This is a genomic window from Kribbella sp. NPDC059898 (genome assembly GCF_042730855.1).
Taxonomy (GTDB): Bacteria; Actinomycetota; Actinomycetes; order Propionibacteriales; family Kribbellaceae; genus Kribbella.
The window spans coordinates 182,865-198,265 of record NZ_JBHWKR010000004.1 but is presented as its reverse complement, the minus strand read 5'-3'; the positions used below and the strand labels follow the sequence as shown (position 1 = coordinate 198,265).

Genomic DNA, 15,401 nt, shown 5'->3' with positions numbered 1-15,401 from the left:
TGTGAGGGCGCTACGCTCGCATGCCATGGCGGATCACGTGGTCGAGCGGCCGGAGTACGCGGGGGACTTCGAGGGGACCGTGCGGGTCGAGTACACACCGCATCCGGACGACGGGGTGGCGGATCCGGGTGAGATCGTCTGGACCTGGGTGCCGTTCGAGGAGGACTACACCCGCGGCAAGGACCGGCCGGTGCTCGTGGTCGGCTGGGACGAGCCGTACCTGCTCGCACTGATCCTGACCAGCAAGGACCACGACCGGGACGCCGCCGACGAGGCGCGCTGGGGCCGGGTCTGGCTGGACATCGGCAGCGGCCCGTGGGACAAGGAGCACCGGAACAGCGAAGTACGGCTGGACCGGGTGCTACGGATCGACCCGCAGCAGGTCCGCCGCGAAGGCGCGGTCATCGAGCAGGAACTCTTCGACCAGGTCGCGGCGGGACTGCACAAACTCCACCGGGGTTAGTTCGGTTTGTGGCCTCGGCCTGGTGGCGGTGGGGTTGTCGTGGTGCCTGGCGGCGGGGTGACCGTGCCGGGTTGCGGTCCGCAGCGGATGTCGTCGGCCGCGTTGTACTTGGTGGTGAACGACTCGGTCTTCTGCCGGACGCCGTTCTTCGCCAGGTACCGGTAGATCGTGATGTCGAAGCCCGGCGTCGGCGCCTGCGCCTCGCACTTGGCGGCGGTGTTGTAGACGACCTTCGGCTGCCGGACGTTCGTCTTCGAGGACTGCCCGGCGGTGACGTCCCAGAACCTGGTTCCCCAGATGATCACCCGGATGCTGCCCTTGCTGCCCGCGGTCGAGGACTTGAACACGGTCTGCACCAGCACCCCGTGGCCGGAGTCGTTCTGGAACTTCAGGTCCAGCGACGGCCAGGCGACAGTCGCTTCGCGACCGACCGGGTAGCGGCTGATGTAGACGCTGTGCGCCTTGTGCTCGACGAGCTTCAGCCCGGCGAAGAACGCCGCGTTGAACGTCGTGGTCGCCGACTGCGAGACACCGCCGCCGAGGTCCTTCTCGAACTTCCCGCCGCTGATGATGTAGCCCTCGGTGAACCCGTTCTCCTTGGTCCGCTCGCCGACGATCTTGTTCAGGCTGAACATCTCGTTCGGCTTCAGCAGCGTCCCGTTGATCTTCCGCGCCGCCGTACCGATGTTGATGTTGCGGTACGCCGCGTCCGGGAACTCGGTCTGGAACTCGCCCATCTTCTGGGTGATCCCGAGCGCGGTCGCCTGCTCGGTGGTGAACTTCGCCTTGGTCGGGATCAGCGGTACGACGGCCCGCCGTTCGCCGGCCGGCTTCGGCAGCACCGACAGGATCGCGGCGCCGATCTTCGTCCGGTCGACGACCACGCCGTCGACGGCCGGGACCACCTTCGGGCCGGCGCCGACGATTTGCACCGTCGCGTCCTTCGGCAGCGTCTCCAGGGTCTTGAAACGCTGCTGGAACAGCGGCTCCAGGGCCTTGGTGTTCAGCGCCGGGATGACCTTGCCCTCCTGGACGGTGACCGACAGCGCCGGAGCGAGCTCGGCGGGCGTCAGGTCGACCGACTTCGAGCCGACCGCCAGCCGGACCGGACCGGCCATGGCCGGCTCGGCGAAGTCCTTGACGGCCTTGTCGATCGCCTCGGAGGCGGCCTGCGGCTTCGTCGTACTGACCGGCAGCTCCTTCGGCTGCCCGTCCGCCGGGTACGCCGCGACCACCGCGTCGGTCGCCTTCGCGGTGTCGAGTTCAAGGCCCTCGGCGGGCTCGTGCTTGACCGGCTGGGTGCCCTTGAACGTGATCGTGCCCTCGGTGGCCTTGCGGTTCACCTGGGCGGCCAGCTTGTCGACCGCGGCCTTCAGTTTCCCGTCGTCCTTGGTGACCACCGGGTCGACCGCGTCGCCGCCGGTGAGCGCGTGCCAGATCCGGCCGGGCGCCAGGCTGCGGCCCGCACCGGCGGCGTCGACGGTTTTGCCGACGTCCACGGACAGCCCGGCGTCGGCCGGCACCACCTGGAACTTGGACCCGCCGGCGGTCAGCGCGATCGGCGCGGCCACCCGGTCCTTCAGGCCGTCGGTCAGCTTCGCCTGCGCGGCGTCCTTCGAGAGGCCCCCGATCGGGATCCCGAGCACGGTCGTGTCAGCCGGGATCTTGGCGCCTGCGAACGCGAACGCGGCGCCGTACCCGACGACGATCACACCGAGCCCCGCGGCGGCGATGATCCCCGCGAGCTGCTTTCTCCCCACCGGAAAGAGTCCTCCTGCACGAGCCGTGGTCAGGGCACAAGCGCACATCCTACGGGACGCTCGAGGTCCGGCAGGCCAGCGGGGCAGCCCCGGGTTGCCCCGGGGACAACGGTCAGTTTCCGGGCAGTTTCCGGTAGTGACCGGACGAGTACAGCAGCGCTCCCGGATCGTCCGGACCGCCGGTCCCGAGGCTCAGCACCTCGCCCACCACGATCGTGTGGTCGCCCCCGTCGTACGTCGCCCAGGTGCGGCACTCCAGCCAGGACAGCGCCCCGTCGACGGTCGCGCACCCGGTCTTCGGGCCGGCCGTGGTGGCGATGCCGTCGAACTGGCTGTACAGGTCCCGCCCGGACCGGGCGAACCGCTCCGCGACCGGCTGCTGCTCCGCGGCCAGCACCGAGATCGCCCAGTACCCGCAGTCCAGGACGGCGGCGTGCATCCGGACGCCCTTGTCCACACAGACCAGCACCAGCGGCGGATCGAGCGACACCGAGGTGAACGCGTTCGCGGTCATCGCGTGCGCGACGCCGTCCTGCAACGTGCTCATGATCGTGATCCCGGACGCGAACCGCCCGAGCGCGGCACGGAACTCCGCGGCGGGGACGCTCCCACTGGGCTCGGTCGAGGACACGTCAGCAGGTTATGCCTTGTTCACTCGACCGAGCGTGTGGAAAGGGTCACCTCAGCGCCGGTCTACAGGCCGGCGAAGAGGTCGTGCTCGAGGCCGTCGGCGTCCGGTGCGGCGGTGCCGCGGACCAACCGGTACGGCTCGGACGCCCAGATCTGGTTGCCGTTGTTGTTGGACAGCGCGAAGAACGGGCCGTCCACGGTGATCTGGGTGGCGTGCGCCTTCATCGCGTTCATCTTCCGGTCCAGGTACTCGTCGCCGGAGATCACGCAGTCGATCAGCCGGTCCGGGGTGATCATCGGCGGCAGCGGGCCGTCCGGGTCCATGCCCTCGAACGTCGTGGTGTCGCCGGCGTCGCGGAGCGCCCGCAGCTGCTCGCGCATCGGCGACTCGGCCATCGCGGTCCAGTAGATCTTCGGGATGGCCCAGGCCTCGCCGAGGTCCTCACGGTACGAGCGGGCGGCGGCCAGGTCCGCGGCGTACATGGCGACCCGGTGCGCCTTGATGTGGTCCGGGTGGCCGTAGTTGCCCCACTGGTCGTAGGTGACCAGGACCTGCGGGCGGAGCTCGCGGATGACCGGGACCAGGTCGTTCGCCGCGTCGAGCAGGTCGGCCTGCCAGAAGCTGTCCTTGCGGGTCTCCGGCGGGACGTCCGCGTTGCCGTGGTCGTTGTAGATCATCCCGGTGTCGCGGTACTTGCCCGCGTCGCCGAGGAACCGGTGGTCGGTGACACCGAGCTCGGACATCGCGTTCGCCAGCTCGCCGATCCGGTGCCGGCCGAGGCCGTCGGTCTGGTCGGCGGCCAGGTGCGCCAGCTCGGGGACCAGCACCTCGCCCTCTTCGCCGAGGGTGCAGGTGATCAGCGTGACGTGCGCTCCCTCGGCCACATATCGCGCCATCGTCACACCGTTGTTGATGGTTTCGTCGTCCGGGTGGGCGTGCACCAGCAGCAGCCGGCGCTCAGCAAGCTCAACCATGCCGAAAGCCTACGTCGGCCTCCGGACAGTTCTCAGCCGAAGCGGCGAACCAGCAGGCAGCCCGCCTGGAATCGCGACTTCGCGCCCAGGCCCTTGATCAGCGCGCTGATCTCGGCGCGCACGGTCCGCAGCGAGAGCCCGAGGTCGCGGGCGATCGCGGCGTCCTTGGCACCGGTCGACATCATCCGGCCGATCGCCACCTGGCGGCTGGTCAGCTCCTTGACCGCGGCGGGCGTCCGCCGGTGCGAACCGAGCTCGTACACCTCACACACGACCTCCGGCGCGAAGTCTTCTCTCCGCACCACCGGAACTGCCGGGTACACCGACATGCGTCACTCCTCCCCAAGAGTCAGGCAAGGATTCTCATCCGGCGGCTGGACCACTCGCCAGGTACAACCCATACAAACGACCCATACAGTTCCGGAGCGTGAGCACTCGGCGCCGGGCGGCGGTGTGATGTGTACCACTTACAATCTGGTACGGAGTTCGCTGACGAAGGGCCGATCCGGGATCAGCCAGCCGGTTTCGTCCAGCTCGGCGGCCGCGAACCACCTCAGCTCCGAGTGTTCCCGCAGTACCGGATCGCCGGAAACCACTGTCGCGAGATAGACGTGCAGCTGGTACTCGGCCGAGATGTTCACCGCGGGCCCGAGCGATTCCCCGACCTTGATCTCGAAGTCCAGCTCCTCGCGGATCTCCCGGACAGCGGCCTGCTCGTCGGTCTCCCCCGGCTCCACCTTCCCGCCCGGGAACTCCCACCCGCCGTCCACCCCCGGCCGGTACGCCGCCAGCACCCGGCCGTCCGCTACCACGGCCACTCCGACCACAGTCTTCATGTCGCGACTCTGCCAGAAACTGTCCGCGCCATGCGGCACGATGCTCATATGCCCTTGCAGAACAGGGTTCTGCCCACCCAGGAGATCGTGGCCGGCACCGGCCGCGGGTTGCTGATGGGCAACCGCGGCAGCATCCACCGCCCGGACCGGACACTCGGGACGACCCGCTGGCGCTCGAATGCGTGGATCTGCTGCGTCCTTGAGTGGAAGGGGATCCGGCGCGATCCGATGCCGCCGGGGCGCTGGACCGCGCTGTTCTTCTTCGACGAGGCGGTGGCGCTGGCAGCCGGGCACCGTCCTTGTCATTACTGCAGGCGTAGAGATTTCTTGTCGTACGCCGGGGCCTGGGCTGCCGCCAACTCTCTGGGCGAGCGTCCGCGGGCGGCCGAGATGGATGCCGTGCTGCACTACCAGCGGGTCGAATCTCGTACCCGGCGGCAGCGGACTACTACCCAGAACTTCTCTGAACTGCCTGATGGGGCCATGGTGCGGTTCGACGGGGCGCCTGCGCTGGTGCTGGGTGGACGGGTGTTGCCTTGGGCATGGGACGGGTACGGGTTGCCGGTGCGGCCGCGTGGGTTGGAGCAGGTCGAGACGTTGACGCCGCCCGCGAATCTTCTTGTACTGCAGGCCGGATTCGCTCCATTACTCCACCCGACGGCCGGTCGCAACTGAGGTAAGCCTAACTGGAAACACGCCGTACCGAGGGGTCTTCCGTTGCGCGCTCGGCAGGGGCAAAGTGTGCCCATACTGACAGCTACATCACCATCACTGGAGTCGGCATGAGCAACAGCGAGGTTGCCGCAGTCGCCCGCGCACTCGAAGGGCTGCACGCCGCCGTCGGCAGACTCAGCCAGGAGTACGGTGACACCCTCGGCATCCGCCGCCTGGTGTCCGACGTGGCCCGGCTGAGCGACGATCTCGCGGAGCTGGGCCCGCCCGACCCCAGGCACAGGCCCGGACCAGTTCCGGAGGAACTCGAGGAGATTCCCGACGTGGAGTATGACGCGTCCATGTGGACCGGCGCGGAGCATGAAGGCTTCGGCGCCCCAGATAGGCACGCCCCCTGATGGCCACCGGTGTAAGCAGCCCGGGCCGCGCTCAAGTTGGCCTCAAGACCGCAAGATCCGACAAATGGTGGCTCGCGCCGTTGCGCATCGGCGTGATCCTGCTGTTCTTCATCGTCTACGCGACGATCCGGATCTTCATGAACAAGTGGTACTGGGTCGATGCGTACCACTACCTCACCCCGCTGTACTCGCCGTGTGTGACGAGTAGTTGTGTCGAGGGCTCGAGCCATCTCGGCACCTGGTTCGGCAACTTCCCGCGCTTCTTGCCGTTCAGCCTGATCACGTTCGTGGTCCTGGCCGGCTTCCGCGGCACCTGCTACTACTACCGCAAAGCGGGCTACCGGTCGCTGTTCTTCGCGCCGGCCGCGTGCGCGGTGCCCGAGCCGCACAAGGCGTACACCGGTGAGCGGAAGTTCCCGCTGATCGCGCTGAACCTGCACCGCTACTTCTTCTACGGTGCGCTGCTCTTCGGCCTGCTGAACATCTACGACGGCGTCCAGGCCTTCCACGGCAAGGGCGGCGGCTTCGGCATCGGCCTCGGCACGCTGATCATCTGGATCAACCTCGTCTGCCTGTGGCTGTACACGCTGTCCTGCCACGCCTGCCGGCACATCGTCGGCGGCCGGCTGAAGAACTTTTCCAAGCACCCGATGCGCTACCGGTACTGGACCTTCGTGTCCAAGCTGAACCCGAAGCACGGCACCTTCGCGATGACGTCGCTGTTCACCGTGATCCTGACCGACTTCTACATCATGGCGGTCTCCGCCGGATGGTTCTCCGACCTGCGCTTCATCAACTGAGGATGTCATGACTGAGCTCGAACGACACACCTATGACGTCGTGGTGATCGGGGCCGGCGGTGCCGGCCTGCGCGCCGCGATCGAAGCCCGCGAGCAGGGCAAGCGCACCGCGATCATCTGCAAGTCGCTGTTCGGCAAGGCGCACACCGTGATGGCCGAGGGCGGCTGCGCGGCGGCGATGGGCAACGTGAACTCGGACGACAACTGGCAGGTGCACTACCGCGACACCATGCGCGGCGGCAAGTTCCTGAACAACTGGCGGATGGCCGAGCTGCACGCCCAGGAGGCACCGGACCGGGTCTGGGAGCTGGAGACGTACGGCGCGCTGTTCGACCGGACGCCCGACGGCCGGATCAGCCAGCGCAACTTCGGCGGCCACACGTACCCGCGGCTCGCGCACATCGGTGACCGCACCGGCCTCGAGCTGATCCGGACGCTGCAGCAGAAGATCGTCTCGCTGCAGCAGGAGGACTTCGAGAAGACCGGCGACTACGAGGCGAACCTCAAGGTCTACGCGGAGTGCACGATCACCGACCTGCTGAAGGACGGCGACGCCATCTCGGGTGCCTTCGGGTACTGGCGCGAGTCGGGTCGCTTCGTCGTCTTCGAGACGCCCGCCGTGGTGCTCGCCACCGGCGGCGTCGGCAAGTCCTTCAAGGTCACCTCGAACTCGTGGGAGTACACCGGTGACGGCCACGCCCTCGCGATGCGGGCGGGCGCGACGCTGATCAACATGGAGTTCATCCAGTTCCACCCGACGGGCATGGTCTGGCCGCCCTCGGTGAAGGGGATCCTGGTGACGGAGTCGGTCCGCGGCGACGGCGGCGTACTGACGAACTCCGAGGGCAAGCGGTTCATGTTCGAGTACATCCCGGACGTGTTCAAGGAGCAGTACGCGACCACCGAGGAGGAGGGCGACCGCTGGTACGAGGACCAGGCCAACAACCGGCGCCCACCCGAGCTGCTGCCCCGCGACGAGGTGGCGCGGGCGATCAACTCCGAGGTCAAGGCCGGCCGCGGATCCCCGCACGGCGGCGTCTTCCTGGACGTGTCCAGCCGGCTGCCCGCCGAGACCATCATCAAGAAGCTGCCGTCGATGCACCACCAGTTCAAGGAGCTGGCCGACGTCGACATCACCGCGGAGCCGATGGAGGTCGGCCCGACCTGCCACTACGTGATGGGCGGCGTCGAGGTCGACCCGGACACCGCGTCGTCGGTCGTACCGGGCCTGTTCGCGGCCGGTGAGGTGGCCGGCGGCATGCACGGCTCGAACCGGCTCGGCGGCAACTCGCTGTCCGACCTGCTGGTCTTCGGGCGGCGCGCTGGCCTCGGTGCGTCGACGTACGTCGACTCGCTGGCCGCGCGGCCGACGATCGACGAGGCCGACGTCGACGCGGCCGCCGAGGAGGCGCTGGCGCCGTTCGAGCTCGAGGGCGGCGAGAACCCGTACACGATCCACCAGGAACTGCAGCAGTCGATGAACGACCTGGTCGGCATCATCCGCAAGGAGGCCGAGATGGAGCAGGCGCTCGGCCGGCTGGCCGAGTTCCGCGGCCGGATCACGAAGATGACGGTCGAGGGTCACCGGCAGTTCAACCCGGGCTGGCACCTGGCGCTGGACCTGCGGAACATGCTGACCGTGTCCGAGTGCGTGGCCGGTGCGGCGCTGCTGCGGCAGGAGTCGCGCGGCGGTCACACCCGGGACGACTTCCCGGCGATGTCGGCCGACTGGCGCAAGAAGCTGCTGGTCTGCAAGCTCGACGCCGAGGGCCACGTGAACGTGTCCGAGGAGCAGCAGATCCCGATGCGCGAGGACCTGCTCGAGCTGTTCGAGGTCGACGAACTGAAGAAGTACCTGACGAATGAGGAGCTGCCGGCCACATGAGTTACCAAGGTAAGTTCCGCGTCTGGCGTGGGGACTCCGAGGGCGGTGAGCTCAAGGACTACGAGGTCGAGGTGAACGAGGGCGAGGTCGTCCTCGACGTCATCCACCGGCTGCAGGCGACCCAGACGCCGGACATGGCGGTCCGGTGGAACTGCAAGGCCGGCAAGTGCGGCTCCTGCAGCGCCGAGATCAACGGCATGCCGAAGCTGATGTGCATGTGCCGGATGAACACGTTCGCCGAGGACGAGGTCGTCACGGTCACGCCGATGCGGACGTTCCCGGTGATCCGGGACCTGGTCACGGACGTCTCGTACAACTACCAGAAGGCCCGCGAGGTGCCGGCCTTCAAGCCGCCGGCGGACCTGAAGCCCGGTGAGTACCGGATGCAGCAGGAGGACGTCGAGCGTTCGCAAGAGTTCCGGAAGTGCATCGAGTGCTTCCTGTGCCAGAACACCTGCCACGTGATCCGGGACCACGAGGAGAACAAGGAGAACTTCTCCGGTCCGCGGTTCCTGATGCGGATCGCCGAGCTCGACATGCACCCGCTCGACACCGCCGACCGCCAGAACGCGGCGCAGGAGCAGCACGGTCTCGGCTTCTGCAACATCACCAAGTGCTGCACCGAGGTCTGCCCCGAACACATCAAGATCACCGACAACGCGCTGATCCCGATGAAGGAACGGGTCGTCGACCGCAAGTACGACCCGCTGGTCTGGCTCGGCAACAAGATCCGCCGCCGCGCCTGATACCCGCAGCACACCGAGCCCCCGGAACCCAAGAAGCCTGGTCCCGGGGGCTCGCCCATTCGTGCACAACCCTCCAGTTGCGGGGGTATCCACTCAGCTGGAGGGTTGCCCACTGGGAATTCGAGGGGGCAACCCTCCAGCTCAGGGGGCAACCCCTCGCGTGGGGGAGTCGAGCGGGGCGGGAGAACGCCTAGGGTTCCCGGCATGGACGTTGTCGTGTTGCGGCTGACCAACCTGGTCCTGTTCATGGTGATCTTCGTGCCGATCGCGCAGCGGCTGCTCGGGGTGCGGTTCGGGTTCGGGCGGCTGGCAGTCGGTGCGCTGATCACGCTGAGCGTGTCCGGGCCGCTGGCGGTCGCGATGGTCGGTACGCCGCCGTGGACCGGGTCGAACGGCGCCGCGGTCGCGTACATGGCGCTGATCGCGCTGGTGTCGATGGTCGCCGGGCTGGTGTTCCTGGTCCTCGCGGAGGCGCTGGTGCCGACCGGGTCGTTGCCCCGGGCCCGCGATCTGCGCCGCGACGTCAGCGGCCGGATCGCCCGCACCCGGCGCTACCTGCAGATCCTCCGGATCGCGATCAAGCACGGCCTCGGCCCGTACCTCCGCGGCCGCCGCCGCCCCGGCCGCGAGAACGCCGCCGGCCAGGCAGAACTGGCCCGCTCCCTCCGCCTCGCTCTCGACGAGGCAGGCGTCACGTTCGTCAAACTGGGCCAGGTCCTCTCCACCCGCAGCGACCTCATCCCGGCATCCGTGGCCACCGAACTGAGCCGTCTCCAGGACCAGGTAACCCCCGCCCCCTGGCCGGCCGTCGAACAGGTCCTCGTGGAGGAACTCGGCGCCCCCCTCAACCACCTGTACGCCGACTTCAACCCCACCCCACTGGCCGCCGCCTCGGTAGCCCAGGTCTACACCGCCCGCCTCCCCGAAGGACCCACCGGTCACAGGATGGAGGAGGCGGACCCGACGACCGGAGACAGCACGGCAGCCGAGGACGGGGCGGCAGCCGAGGACGGGGCGGCGACCGAGGACGGGGCCATGCAGCCGGGCGTCTCCACGGCGAGCACCGCCTCCACCACCTTCACGGCCGGCGCCGCCTCCGCTACCCCGGCAGGCGCCGCCACCACCCCGGCAGCCGCCACCACCACCCCGGCAGACGCCTCCGCCACCACCCCGGCAGACGCCACCACCACCCCGGCAGACGCCTCCGCCACCACCCCGGCAGACGCCACCACCACCCCGGCAGGCGCCTCCGCCACCACCCCGGCAGGCGCCGCCACCACCCCGGCGGGCGCTGCCTCCTCTGCTTCCCGCGCCGGAGGCGCGGCTGGGCCGGTCGGTGGGGTTGAGGTGGTGGTGAAGGTGCAGCGGCCGGGGATCGGGGGGCTGGTGGAGCGGGATCTGGATATCGTGCGGCGGCTCGCGCGGTTGCTGGAGCGGAACACGGACTGGGGGCGGGTGATGGGGGTTCGCGCCCTGGCTGACGGGTTTGCGGATGCTATGCGGGAGGAGCTGGACTTCACGGTCGAGGCGGGCAACATGACCACCGTCGCGGCCGGACGTTCCGTTGCCGCCAGCAATGATCTCGTCGTACCGCGGTTGTACCCGGAGCGCAGTACCCGCCGGGTGCTGACCATGCAGCGCCTCGACGGCATCGGTCTCGGGAACGCCCGGCAAGCGATCGCCGACCGCGGGCTGGACCCGGTCCGTCTCGGCCGCACCCTGTTCGACTGTCTGCTCGGGCAGGTCGCGATCGACGGGGTGTTCCACGCGGATCCGCATCCGGGCAACTTCCTGCTGCTCACCGACGGCCGGATCGGGATGCTCGACCTGGGCTCGGTCGGCCGCCTCGACCCGGCCACCCGCGAGGCCCTGCAGCGGTTCCTGCTCGCGATCGACCACGGCGACCCGGTCGCGGCCGCCGACGCGCTGCTGGAGATCGTCTACCGCCCGGACGTGATCGACGAGCGCTCGCTGGAGCGTTCCGTCGGCCAGTTCATGACCAAGCATCTGTCCGCCGGCGTCGCGCTCGGGCCGGCGATGTTCAACGACCTGTTCAAGATCATCACCTCGCACGAGCTCGGCGTACCCCCGGAGGTCGCCGCGGTGTTCCGCGCACTGGCGACGATCGAGGGCACGATCTCCCGCATCTCCCCCGGCTTCGACCTGGTGGCAGCGTCCCGCCAGTTCGCGGGCGCGCACGTGATCGACCGCCTCGCCCCGGACTCACTCCGCCGTACGGCGACCGAGGAGCTCGCCCACCTGCTCCCGATGCTGCGCCGCCTCCCCCGGCGGATCGACCGGATCGCGGCCGCCGCGGAGAGCGGCCGGCTCGGCGTGAACGTCCGGCTGCTCGCCGACGAACGCGACCGCCGGCACGTCACCGGGCTGCTCCACCAGGTGCTGCTGGTGATCCTCGGCGCCACCGCCGGCATCATGGCTGTGCTCCTGCTCGGCACCCCTGGCGGCCCGAAGATCACCGAGTCGATGTCGCTGTTCCAGCTGTTCGGCTACAACCTGCTGGTGATCTGCGCCGTCCTCGTGCTCCGCGTCCTGGTGCTCATCTTCCGCCTCCCAGGTAATCGCTTGACTTAAACCTCACTTCAACTTCGACGATAGCGGGCATGACCGTCACCGAGGCCCGCCCCAAGCTCTTCACCGGACAACACCTCCCCCTGGTTCTCGGGGTGATCGGCCTCGTCACGCTCGGCGCGTTCGAGAACCGCGCGGTCGGTACGGCGCTGCCGACGATGGTCCGCGAGTTCGACGCGCTCGGCAGCTTCGGCCTCGCGAACGCGGCCCCGAACGCGAGCTACCTGATCTCGCTGGCGATCGCCGGCCTCTGGTCCGACCGCCGCGGCCCGATCCCGACGCTGCGGGCCGGCGCGATCTCGTTCGCGCTCGCCCAGCTGCTCGTCGGTACGGCGGCCGCGATGCCGATGGTGGTCGCCGGCCGCCTGCTCAGCGGTCTCGCCGAAGGCCTGCTCGACGTGTCGCTCATGGTGCTGGTGGCCCGGGCGTTGCCCGCCGTACTGCGACCGCGGATGTTCTCGTTGTTCGCCGCGATGTGGATCCTGCCGTCGGTGCTCGGGCCGGTGCTGACCGGTGTCGTCACCGAACAGTTCGGCTGGCGCTGGGTGTTCCTCGGCGCGGTCGCGCTGCTCGTCCCGAGCTGGCTCCTGCTCCGGCCGGCGATGCGCCAGTCCGCCGGCGCACCGGCGCCGGAGCGCACCGCGGAGGACGCGGCCGAGCTGGCGGCCTGGCGCGCGGCGCTCCCCTGGGCGCTCGCCGCATCGGTCGCGCTATTCACGATGACCGTCGCCGGTGACCACCTCCAAGCACACCCGGTGCTCGGCGGTACGGCGGTACTCGTCGCTCTCCTGGTCCTCGGACGGGCCGCCGTCCGGGTGATGCCCGCGGGCACGTTCAGCGCCCGTCGCGGGTTCCCTGCCGTGGTCGCGGTCCGCGGACTCGGCGGCGCCGCATTCGCCGGCGTCGGCGCGTACCTGCCGTTGCTGCTCACGCTGCAGCACCACTTCAGCCCGTCGAAGGCCGGCGTGACGTTGTCGATCACCGGGGTGTGCTGGGCGTTCGGGTCGTGGCTGCAGGGCCGGGAGCACGGGTTCGCGCGGGTCGCCGTACTGCGGACCGGCTTGGCGTTCATGACGGTCGGGCTGGCCGTGACCTCGCTGCTCGCGTGGACCGGCGCGACGACGTGGTTCGGCCTGATCGGCTGGGGTTTCGCGGGCATCGGGATGGGCCTCAGCTCGTCCAGCCTGTCGGTACTGACCCTGGACCTCTCGGACCAGAACAACTCCGGCCGCAACTCCAGCGCCGGTCAGATGGCGTCCACGATGAGCATCGCCACCGGCCTCGCGATCAGCGGCACCCTCCTTGCTTTCAACGCCGACAACCCACGGCCTTGGGTCTTCGGCACGATCATCACCGCGGGCGCCGTCGCCGCAGCCGCAGGTCTGCTCGCCACCAAACGGATAGGTCTAGAGTGAGCGCATGGCTGACCTCTTGACCGACGACCAGATCGATCTCGCACTGCGCGACCACCTGCCGAACTGGAAGGTCGTGGACGGCGAACTGGTCCGCAGCGTCACGAGGGACAACTTCCTGGACGGCATCCGGCTGGTGGCGACTGTCGCGCAGCTCGCCGAGTCGATGAACCACCATCCGGACATCGACATCCGCTACACCACGATCACGTTCCGGGTCAGCAGCCACGAGGCCGGCGGGCTCACCGACGACGACCTCGTGCTCGCGCGGCACATCGACACCGCCGCGGCCTGACCGCTTTCCGTCATGGCGCCTGTCGGCCACGGCAGGCGCTGGATCGGCGTACCCGAAAGCCCTTACATCTAAGGGATGACCTCACGCCGCCTTGCGATCACCAGCGCCCTAACCGCCCTCCTCACCCTGCTTCCCGCGTACGCCGACGCCGCGGACCCCGGCTGGTCCTGGAACCGTCCACACTGCGGAAAGGTGTACGGCGACGGCTCGGTGACCTTCACCGACACCGACGGCCAGGTCCTCGCGAACACAACCGGCACCCTGCAGGCCGTCACGTACGCGAAGGTCGCCGCCCTTCAGGAGCCCAACACACTGATCAGCATCGGCCAGCGGTCGATCCAGCGGTCCAGCGACGCCGGGTGCAGCTGGCAGCTGCTGGACAAGTCGCCCGACGATCTCAGCACGTACGACGTCCAGGCCGGGCCGGGCGATTCGGCGTACGTCTACAGCGTCAACGACCAGCCGATCTACCGCATCCACGGCTCACAGGTCACCGCGACGCTCGGGCCGGTCGAGTGGAACGGCTTGGCGGCGCTCGACGCCCGCGCCGGGCGGTTGCGTGCGGTGTCGACGGACGGGCAGATCTACGACTCCACCGATGACGGCACGACCTGGCAGCGGGTCGGCGTACCGGCGGCTGCCGATCTCTTCCTGTACGACGCGGTGGTGGACCCGCGGAACCCTGACCACATCGTCGTCGGGGTAATGTCGGACGGCGTCTACACGACGTACGACGGCGGCCGGAGCTGGACGCGGGCGCGGGCAGTGGAGCGGGTGAACGCGTTCAGCCTGACGATCTCGCCGGCGGACCCGTCGAAGGTGTGGCTGGAGGGGTACGACCGGGACCGCTCGACCCGGTTCATCTGGCAGTCCGACGACGGCGGACTGAAGTTCCGCGAGGTCCTGGACCAGAGCCGCGCCGACCTGATCAACGGCAACCGGATGTGGGCCTCCCCGGTCGACCCCGACCTGCTCTACTTCAGCTACGGCACGTCCTTCGCCAACTTCGGCGCCGACCTCTACCGCTTCGTCCCCTCCACCGGAGCCCTCACCAAACAACACAACAAGAACGACGGCATCCCCTCCCTAGCCTTCAACCCCGCCAACCCAAAGATCCTCTACCTCGGCCTAGCCGAAGAACGCTGACGGAGAGGAGATGTAGAGGAGGAAAGACTTAAGGACGATTTCGGGAAAGAAGAGAAAGAAAAGGGAAACAAGCAGAGGGTTGCCCAGGAGTCTCCCCGAGGAAAGATCAAAGATAGAAACAAAATAGAGTCGGGATTTGGGTGCGTGACCGAGTTTAGTGGGTCGGTGGCGATCGGCGCGCCCGGAACGCCGACGCCACCGGAACCTCGTACAACACCAAGGGGGCGGTCGTGCAACAGTTCTTCATCAGGTGCAAGCTAGTCTGACTCACGAACTGGGAGCTTGTATGGATACCTCGACCGAGAACGGTGCCGCCGCCGCGCAGGCATTCGTGGCCGATCGGCTGAACGCCGACTTCGCCGGCACCGGCCTTGCGGAGGTCAAGTTCCAGGTCGATCCTGCCTGGACCGGGGAACCTGGTGACGACCTCATTCTGGTCGCGGGTGAACATGAGTTTCCCCTTGCTGTCGAAGGCCGCGGCGTCGAGCAGGCCTGCGCATTCGCGGCATACCAACTTCAGTCGGACGCAATGTCCGAACTCAACCGCCCCTGGCCCGAACTGGCCACCTCGCACGGTGAAACTGTCGGCGTCCTGGTTGCTCCCGCCGAGGTCCGCGGGATTGCCGTCTGGGAGTTGGCCGGCGAACCATTCTGTGCCATCGGTCAGCTCCACAAAGCAGTCGAAGCGGCCGGCATGCATATCAAGTAGACCTGCGCGCCAACCACTCTGATCTGCTCTTCTGACACGGCGACCGGCACCGGACCGCCGAACCCAACCAGGCACCCAACTCCCA

Annotated in this window: 16 protein-coding genes; 11 read left to right on the top strand and 5 right to left on the bottom strand. The window is 68.5% G+C overall.

Annotation, left to right across the window (positions count from 1 at the left end; translation table 11 throughout):
- The first annotated feature begins 25 nt into the window (after window positions 1-25).
- Window positions 26-463 carry a type II toxin-antitoxin system PemK/MazF family toxin gene (locus ACFV9C_RS14975; RefSeq protein ID WP_380193898.1) on the top strand — a complete coding sequence of 146 codons (438 nt, stop codon included), beginning with the start codon at window positions 26-28 and terminating at the stop codon, window positions 461-463.
- On the opposite strand, the gene ACFV9C_RS14970 is transcribed toward ACFV9C_RS14975, so the two are convergent.
- From ACFV9C_RS14970 to ACFV9C_RS14950, 5 genes are all read right to left on the bottom strand, one after another.
- The gene (locus tag ACFV9C_RS14970; RefSeq protein ID WP_380193896.1) at window positions 460-2,223 is read right to left on the bottom strand and encodes a VanW family protein; all 1,764 of its coding nucleotides are present in this window, start codon (window positions 2,221-2,223) and stop codon (window positions 460-462) included. The genes ACFV9C_RS14975 and ACFV9C_RS14970 overlap by 4 nt on opposite strands.
- 112 nt (window positions 2,224-2,335) lie before the next feature.
- Window positions 2,336-2,854, bottom strand: coding sequence for a flavin reductase family protein (locus ACFV9C_RS14965; protein ID WP_380193894.1), 519 nt, complete (start codon window positions 2,852-2,854; stop codon window positions 2,336-2,338).
- Between the two features lie 62 nt (window positions 2,855-2,916).
- Entirely contained in the window at window positions 2,917-3,828 is a 912-nt protein-coding gene (mshB, locus tag ACFV9C_RS14960) for an N-acetyl-1-D-myo-inositol-2-amino-2-deoxy-alpha-D-glucopyranoside deacetylase (protein ID WP_380193893.1), read from the bottom strand.
- A 32-nt stretch (window positions 3,829-3,860) separates the two neighbouring features.
- A complete protein-coding gene (locus ACFV9C_RS14955) occupies window positions 3,861-4,157 on the bottom strand; it encodes a LuxR C-terminal-related transcriptional regulator (RefSeq protein ID WP_380193891.1) in 297 nt (98 codons plus the stop codon).
- 138 nt (window positions 4,158-4,295) lie between these two features.
- Window positions 4,296-4,664 carry a (deoxy)nucleoside triphosphate pyrophosphohydrolase gene (locus ACFV9C_RS14950; protein WP_380193889.1) on the bottom strand — a complete coding sequence of 123 codons (369 nt, stop codon included), beginning with the start codon at window positions 4,662-4,664 and terminating at the stop codon, window positions 4,296-4,298.
- Window positions 4,665-4,712: 48 nt separating this feature from the next.
- Between ACFV9C_RS14950 and ACFV9C_RS14945 the strand changes: the two genes are divergently transcribed.
- The 10 genes from ACFV9C_RS14945 to ACFV9C_RS14900 all read left to right on the top strand — a co-directional run bounded on the left by ACFV9C_RS14945 (window position 4,713) and on the right by ACFV9C_RS14900 (window position 15,316).
- Window positions 4,713-5,339: a hypothetical protein gene (locus tag ACFV9C_RS14945; protein ID WP_380193888.1), complete on the top strand. Its 627-nt coding sequence runs from the start codon at window positions 4,713-4,715 to the stop codon at window positions 5,337-5,339.
- A 107-nt stretch (window positions 5,340-5,446) separates the two neighbouring features.
- Window positions 5,447-5,734, top strand: coding sequence for a hypothetical protein (locus ACFV9C_RS14940; RefSeq protein ID WP_380193886.1), 288 nt, complete (start codon window positions 5,447-5,449; stop codon window positions 5,732-5,734).
- The gene (locus ACFV9C_RS14935; protein ID WP_380193885.1) at window positions 5,734-6,534 is read left to right on the top strand and encodes a hypothetical protein; all 801 of its coding nucleotides are present in this window, start codon (window positions 5,734-5,736) and stop codon (window positions 6,532-6,534) included. The genes ACFV9C_RS14940 and ACFV9C_RS14935 overlap by 1 nt, the downstream gene beginning before the upstream one ends.
- Window positions 6,535-6,541: 7 nt before the next feature.
- Window positions 6,542-8,419, top strand: coding sequence for a fumarate reductase/succinate dehydrogenase flavoprotein subunit (locus ACFV9C_RS14930; protein ID WP_380193883.1), 1,878 nt, complete (start codon window positions 6,542-6,544; stop codon window positions 8,417-8,419).
- Window positions 8,416-9,165 (top strand): succinate dehydrogenase/fumarate reductase iron-sulfur subunit, encoded by a 750-nt coding sequence (locus ACFV9C_RS14925; protein WP_380193882.1) that lies wholly within the window; start codon window positions 8,416-8,418, stop codon window positions 9,163-9,165. The genes ACFV9C_RS14930 and ACFV9C_RS14925 overlap by 4 nt, the downstream gene beginning before the upstream one ends.
- Before the next feature lie 204 nt (window positions 9,166-9,369).
- Complete coding sequence (locus ACFV9C_RS14920) at window positions 9,370-11,757, top strand: ABC1 kinase family protein (RefSeq protein WP_380193880.1); 2,388 nt, start codon at window positions 9,370-9,372, stop codon at window positions 11,755-11,757.
- A 29-nt stretch (window positions 11,758-11,786) separates the two neighbouring features.
- Complete coding sequence (locus ACFV9C_RS14915; protein ID WP_380193878.1) at window positions 11,787-13,169, top strand: MFS transporter; 1,383 nt, start codon at window positions 11,787-11,789, stop codon at window positions 13,167-13,169.
- A gap of 4 nt (window positions 13,170-13,173) precedes the next feature.
- Window positions 13,174-13,461: a 4a-hydroxytetrahydrobiopterin dehydratase gene (locus ACFV9C_RS14910; protein ID WP_380193876.1), complete on the top strand. Its 288-nt coding sequence runs from the start codon at window positions 13,174-13,176 to the stop codon at window positions 13,459-13,461.
- 75 nt (window positions 13,462-13,536) lie between these two features.
- Window positions 13,537-14,607 (top strand): hypothetical protein, encoded by a 1,071-nt coding sequence (locus ACFV9C_RS14905; protein ID WP_380193874.1) that lies wholly within the window; start codon window positions 13,537-13,539, stop codon window positions 14,605-14,607.
- A 286-nt stretch (window positions 14,608-14,893) separates the two neighbouring features.
- Complete coding sequence (locus ACFV9C_RS14900; RefSeq protein WP_380193873.1) at window positions 14,894-15,316, top strand: hypothetical protein; 423 nt, start codon at window positions 14,894-14,896, stop codon at window positions 15,314-15,316.
- The last annotated feature ends 85 nt before the right edge of the window (window positions 15,317-15,401 follow it).

Bases quoted from the DNA above. Each gene is read 5' to 3' on its own strand.
- ACFV9C_RS14935 (WP_380193885.1), top strand. From the start codon at position 5,734: ATGGCCACCGGTGTAAGCAGCCCGGGCCGCGCTCAAGTTGGCCTCAAG.
- ACFV9C_RS14920 (WP_380193880.1), top strand. From the start codon at position 9,370: ATGGACGTTGTCGTGTTGCGGCTGACCAACCTGGTCCTGTTCATGGTG.
- ACFV9C_RS14975 (WP_380193898.1), top strand. From the start codon at position 26: ATGGCGGATCACGTGGTCGAGCGGCCGGAGTACGCGGGGGACTTCGAG.
- ACFV9C_RS14905 (WP_380193874.1), top strand. From the start codon at position 13,537: ATGACCTCACGCCGCCTTGCGATCACCAGCGCCCTAACCGCCCTCCTC.
- ACFV9C_RS14930 (WP_380193883.1), top strand. From the start codon at position 6,542: ATGACTGAGCTCGAACGACACACCTATGACGTCGTGGTGATCGGGGCC.
- ACFV9C_RS14950 (WP_380193889.1), bottom strand. From the start codon at position 4,664: ATGAAGACTGTGGTCGGAGTGGCCGTGGTAGCGGACGGCCGGGTGCTG.
- ACFV9C_RS14915 (WP_380193878.1), top strand. From the start codon at position 11,787: ATGACCGTCACCGAGGCCCGCCCCAAGCTCTTCACCGGACAACACCTC.
- ACFV9C_RS14900 (WP_380193873.1), top strand. From the start codon at position 14,894: ATGGATACCTCGACCGAGAACGGTGCCGCCGCCGCGCAGGCATTCGTG.
- ACFV9C_RS14910 (WP_380193876.1), top strand. From the start codon at position 13,174: ATGGCTGACCTCTTGACCGACGACCAGATCGATCTCGCACTGCGCGAC.
- ACFV9C_RS14940 (WP_380193886.1), top strand. From the start codon at position 5,447: ATGAGCAACAGCGAGGTTGCCGCAGTCGCCCGCGCACTCGAAGGGCTG.
- mshB (WP_380193893.1), bottom strand. From the start codon at position 3,828: ATGGTTGAGCTTGCTGAGCGCCGGCTGCTGCTGGTGCACGCCCACCCG.
- ACFV9C_RS14925 (WP_380193882.1), top strand. From the start codon at position 8,416: ATGAGTTACCAAGGTAAGTTCCGCGTCTGGCGTGGGGACTCCGAGGGC.
- ACFV9C_RS14945 (WP_380193888.1), top strand. From the start codon at position 4,713: ATGCCCTTGCAGAACAGGGTTCTGCCCACCCAGGAGATCGTGGCCGGC.
- ACFV9C_RS14955 (WP_380193891.1), bottom strand. From the start codon at position 4,157: ATGTCGGTGTACCCGGCAGTTCCGGTGGTGCGGAGAGAAGACTTCGCG.